The sequence below is a fragment of the Reinekea sp. genome, assembly GCF_982785585.1.
Genome location: NZ_CEYAVF010000013.1, coordinates 70,300 through 76,109, shown reverse-complemented (window position 1 = coordinate 76,109; position 5,810 = coordinate 70,300). Strand labels below are relative to the sequence as shown.

At 57.0% G+C, this 5,810-nt stretch carries 3 protein-coding genes; 2 read left to right on the top strand and 1 reads right to left on the bottom strand.

The genetic code is table 11. The features are described 5' to 3' along the window. Positions 1-156 precede the first annotated feature (156 nt). On the top strand, positions 157-447 hold the full coding sequence (locus AC4FIC_RS07210; protein WP_100255891.1) for a peptidylprolyl isomerase: 291 nt from the start codon (positions 157-159) through the stop codon (positions 445-447). A 155-nt stretch (positions 448-602) separates the two neighbouring features. Beyond that, positions 603-2,069 carry a TrkH family potassium uptake protein gene (locus tag AC4FIC_RS07205; protein ID WP_287418658.1) on the top strand — a complete coding sequence of 489 codons (1,467 nt, stop codon included), beginning with the start codon at positions 603-605 and terminating at the stop codon, positions 2,067-2,069. 369 nt (positions 2,070-2,438) lie between these two features. Here AC4FIC_RS07205 and AC4FIC_RS07200 read toward each other — a convergent pair whose 3' ends face one another. Continuing rightward, positions 2,439-5,702 (bottom strand): S8 family serine peptidase, encoded by a 3,264-nt coding sequence (locus AC4FIC_RS07200; protein WP_490359390.1) that lies wholly within the window; start codon positions 5,700-5,702, stop codon positions 2,439-2,441. Between the last annotated feature and the right edge of the window lie 108 nt (positions 5,703-5,810).

Below are 5,810 nucleotides of genomic sequence, written 5' to 3'. Positions count from 1 at the left end.
TGACCGATCCGCAACTGGTCTTACAGGCCAATAGTCTGGCGTTGAAGTTGCTGGTGGCCGGCTGCCCCGGTCTGCTATCGGCATTGGTATACACCCTACTGTACTATTAGTTTGCCCGCTCACTGCAATCATAGTACTCGAAAATGGAGAGCCACGATGGCCACCCCCGCAAAAAATGCCTGCGCCCGTCACATCCTAGTGAAAACGCGCGCCGAAGCCGACTCGATCAAGCAACGTCTCGATCAGGGCGCTGATTTTGGTCAGCTCGCGAAGCGATTTTCGACCTGTCCATCGGGTAAGAAAGGCGGCGATCTGGGCGAGTTCAAACGCGGCACCATGGCTAAGGCGTTCGATAGCGTAGTGTTTAACAAGCCGGTTTTGGTGGTGCATGGGCCGGTTAAGACTCAGTTCGGCTTTCATCTAATCCAAACGATTTTTCGCACCTAGGGTACGCCACGGCGCCACCCTGTTCAGCGCGTGATCGACTGCCGCGGCGAACCGGAACTGCTACTCAGGCCCGCGCTAATTGCTCTGGCGAATCATGCCGGGAATGCGAGCGAGTTGTTATATGATAGCGCCTTAGCATTTGCCCTCGAGTCGCCATGGTCATCCGCAGTCGCTACCTACACAGCCTTGTTGCCTTGTCTATGTTGCCATTGGCGATCGTCGGCACCCTGTTTGTTGGCTTTGCCTACCTGTCTCTATTTCTGTTCCACGACAACCTAACTCGCGTATTTTTTTATCCCGGACTGACGCTCTGGGTGTTGGCATCCTTCCTGTGGCTGTTGGTGAGACACCAAGCCATAGTGATTCAAGTGCGCATAGCACCACTTTTTGCCACACTGGCTTGGATTATAACCGGCCTCTGCTCGGCTATTCCCATTGCGTCTGTAACCGGGATCAGTCCGACCGGTGCTATCTTCGAGTCGTTCAGCGCGCTCACTACGACCGGTGCCACCGTACTGTCGAATCTGGATAGCATGCCACTCAGCTTTCTAATGTATCGCCAGTTTCTGCAATGGCTCGGCGGGCTCGGCATCGTCATCTTTGTCGTCGCAGTGCTGCCGCATCTCAATGTCGGCGGTATGAAGCTGCTCAAGGCTGAGGTCCCGGGGCCGACCAAAGACGACAAGCTGGTGGCCCGAACGGTCAACACCGCCCACTATCTTTGGCTGGTCTATGGTGCGATCACTCTACTTTGTGCCTTGGCCTATTATCTGGTTGGCATGAGCTGGTTCGACGCCATCGCGCACAGCTTCTCAACCGTCTCGACCGGTGGCTTCTCGACCCACGATGCCAGCCTCGGTTTTTTTCACAGCGAGTTGGTCTACCTGGTGTCGGATCTCTTTATGCTCATGGGAGCAATTAACTTCGCGCTGCATTTTCAGCTGTTCAAGATTAAGAACCCACGCCTGTATTTAGAAAATGAAGAGGCCCGCAGCTTCCTGTTGATCATCCTATCGTTCGGGCTGCTGATGTCTGCCGTACTCTTATTCTCCGGCCAGACCGAGTCTGCGCTACTCACGCTGAATCACGCCTTTTTTATCCTCATCTCCTTTATCACCAGCACCGGCTTCGGCGCCGAGGACTTCACCGAGTGGCCCCTGGCGGGGTTGTTTTTGCTGCTAATCAGTGCCTATCTGGGCGGTTGCGCCGGCTCAACGGCAGGTGGCAGTAAAATCATCCGAATTCTAATACTCTTAAAGCTGGTCCGCCGGGAAATCCAACGCCTAATCCACCCCCATGGCGTGCTTACCATTCGCTACCAAGGCCGGCCGGTCGACGATGCGGTCGTGCGCAATACTCTAGCCTTTATCTTCTTCGTTATTCTGTCCAGTACCGGCTTGACGCTGTTGCTGATGATGACGACCGGTCTCGATATCTGGTCGGCAGTCAGTGCGGTAAGCGCCTGCCTGAATGTCTTGGGGCCGGCCTTTGGCGACTTAAGCAGCAATTTTCAGTCGGTTAATGATCTTGGCTTGGCGCTGCTCTCGATCGCCATGGTTTTGGGTCGACTGGAATATTTGACGATTATCGTCTTATTTCTGCCAAAATTTTGGCAATATTAAATCTTAGGCTTACACACAAAAACTGTGGATAACTCTCTGGATAAACTTTTGAAAACTTCCTACAGTCCACTAAACACTAGCTGTGCGGCGATTGGTTCAAAATCAGACAGCTGCCTAATGGGACAGAAAAATACATATATATCAATAACTTATAAAAGCTAATTTGAGTCGTTTGTGAGCCAAACGCACAATAGATCAACTTTTAACCAACTCAGTTGCAGCGGTGGACAAAAATACAGTGACAGTCAATGTCAACCGCTAATCGACAGCAAACTAAAAAAATCGCCACTCTAACTGATAATCAAGACCGCTCGCGCGGCCTTGGTTATTGCCTGCCTTGCATCGGTAGGGTCTATGAATCACCCCGGATCAATAACGCACCAAATCCACTCCGATGGTCCCCAGATTCGCCGGATGGGCGGAATCGGTGCCCAGACTGAACGAGCCATAGTAGCGATCGCCGGGTAGCGATCCGGGTAAGACAAAGCCAATATCGGCACTGAACAGTTCCCCGGCGGGCTGGCTATAGGGCACGCTCACTGTGAGATTACCGCTGTCACCGGTCACCACGGCCAGATGCAAGCTGAAATCCTGCGGGCTGCTGTGCCCTCCCTCCCAGTTTTGCACTACCACCCAGAGGGGCCCGGCCGGCGGGTAGTCGATATTCAGATATTCCAGAGCGCTGCCCGATGCGGCATAGTCGACCAGCGTAGCGAAACCTGGCACCGAGCCATAACCAACAAACAGATCTAAATCCTCGGATTGGGACGCACTGATTTGGGCGACAAAACGACTCGCACCCGCCGGTATATCGAGCAAAAACAGAGCCTGACCGCTGATTGACGGGTCGAAACCGCCATCGAATGGGTCGCCATTGGTCGGGTCTGACACCAACGCGTCGTTATAGCGGGTCGCTTTGGCCAGCCCACGAATATCGATGCGTGCGGCGCTAATCTCGATGGCCTTTAAACCCTCTAGGCGCACCACATCGGAAGGTTGCACGGCGCTGATCTCGATCGAGTTGGGCAAGTTGGATAATGTCGATAGGGCCGCAACCGGAAAATGCACATCGGGTATCGCGTCGCTGTTAGCCTGCAGCGCAACCTGATCGAAGAGCCACTGGCCAACCGCAACGGTTCCGGCATCGGCCACAAAGGTCAATTCAGTGCTGGCACCCGGTGCCAGCTCAAAGCGCTCCGGGCTGACGGTAACCGCAGCACTGGCTCGACTCGTCCATTCAGTATCTTGCGCGCCGACATTGGTCACGGTCCGGGTCCAGCTGCAATCGACCACACACGCTTGGTCGCCCAGGGCCGCCAAGTTGAGCAGGGCCGGGTTGCCACCAAAATAGGGATCGGCGGCTAGGAAGCCGGGCACGCTTTCGTCCAATAACAACGTGGCTCGTGCGGCACGGGGCAAATCGATGCGCCCGGCACCCACATCAAAGGGGTCCGCCGGGGTCTGACCGTCTTCTTTGAACTGCGCTAGATTGGCGGTGGTCATCATCGCCGACTGGATCTGCATCGGCGTCCAGTCCGGATGCAAGGCGCTCAGCAGGGCTCCGGCTCCGGCTATATGGGGGCTCGACATCGACGTGCCCTGGATAATATTGTAGTCCTGTTCCGCCTCGGAATAGTCCTCATGAAAGGCGGCAAAGATGGCCCGGCCGGGCGCGGTAATGTTCGGTTTTACGACACTCATGGCGGTTGGATTTGCGCCGCGCGAACTGAAATAGGCGAGCACATCGGCATAGTCTTCGGCGCGCACTTGGGTTGTGCCGGTCAGTCTGCCGCGGTGGCCAGATCCAGCCCCTAACCATGCGCGTAAACGGCCGGCATCGGCGTAGGTAATATGGGTCGCCGGCAAGACATGGGTGTCGGCTTCCAAATAGCCGGAGCCATCGGCCGACATGGGCGGACGCGTCAGGATTAGGCCGCCTGCGCCATTGTCGAGCACATTTTGGCCCTTGGCCACGCGGGCGATGATGCCGGCATCGCAGAGCACTATCTCACCATTGAACGGCGCGCTAAAACCACCTGCCAAGCAGAGCGGATTGCCGTAATCGGCCGCATCCACCAGATCCGCCGGACCGAAGCCGGGTGTGATCGACTGGCCAATGATATCCGGCAGCTGATTTGCATCGGCGTCGCGCAGCTCGACCAGACTGTTCTGGTAGAAATAATTGTGCGAGCTGGCGGCCACCGAGGTTAACCAAGGCGCATCGGCTGGGCTGCCCACCGTGGCAAAATCGGGTCCGGAATTGCCGGCCGAGGTTGCGACGAAGATACCGGCATCCAAGGCAGCAAGAAACGCCAACGAGTCGGAGTCGTCCCACGGATCATAGGCGCTGCCGCCGATCGAGTAGTTGATCACATCGACGCCATCGACAATGGCTTGATTGATGGCAAAGAGAATGGCGCTGCTATAGCAGCCTTCTGGCGCACAGACCGAATAGGCAATTAGGTTCGCGCGCGGCGCCACACCGGCGATGGTTTTGCTCACGGCAAACCCCGTAGGCGCGGTCACGGTGGCCCGGTAGACCAGATTTCCGGCGGCGGTGCCGGCGGTGTGTGAACCGTGACCGTCTTGATCGCGCGGGCTGCCATTATTGATATAGGGCACCCCCCAAGCACCGATTAACTTATCGTTACAGGGAAAGGTTGGGTCATACACGCGGGCCGCCGGATCGCACACCCCGACTGGGGCGCCTAAGGGATTGACGTGCCGATAGCCATCATCGGACACGGCGGCAAAGGACGCTGAAATGGGATTGATACCGGTATCGATCACGCCAATAATAACCCCCTCGCCGCGTGTCGCGGGCAAGTCGGCCGAGCCGTACCAGATTTGTGGCGCGCCAATCCATTGAAAACCGCCTTCGTAAAAACACCCGACCAGGCCCAGACTGGCGGCCATCAGGGCCAACAGCGACAGCTTTCGGCTGAGCCAGCCGCGCCGCCAGCCAATCACAATCATCACCAGCAAGAGGCCGACGCCCAATGCCACGATTGACCAAAAAAGCCTTGCAACCGGCGGGCCAGCTAACGCATAGCCGCCCAGTGATTGGCTTTGCGCCAAGGGAATCAGGCGGTCCGGTGCGACACTGCGGACACCCTTGAGCAACGCAACCTGCGCCGCTTCGGCCGCGGTCAGTTCAAGCACTAGGCTGTTTGTGGCCACCGTCAAGGCCGCCAACGGTTCTACTACACGACCCAGCACGCGCGTCATCGCCTGCAACAGCTTGTCCTGGTTGCCGATCAGAAAGGCGTTATAGGCCCGAACACTCGGGGAGCGACTGTCTAAGCGCGACTGCCCTAGGGTGCTGGTTGCAGCATAGGGGGCAATGCCACCCCGGTAACGGGCCACCGATGGGTCTACAAGGCCAATTATATAGCGGTCTCGGTTGGCCGCAACGGTCGCTCTATTCTGCCCAACGAGCCCCGGCACAGGCATCGACGACTCGGTTAGCGCAAAATTCTTGGCTATAATGGGTCGCTCGATCTGGTTTTCGCGCTCCTGCACGCTACTGTTGGCCCAGACAGTGGCGCTGAGCGCCAGCAGCGTGAAACTTGTGACTAGGAGTGTGCTGCGACCTGGGCCACGCAGCCGATGCGGGATTAAAGTGGGCGTCATAGGCGGCCCCCGGTTAGATATTTCATAGGTTGTACCCCTGAGATTGACAGGTGAGGCAGTCTCTACCGACTGGTCGGCCCAATGAGCCGTCGCGCGGTGTTGGCTGAG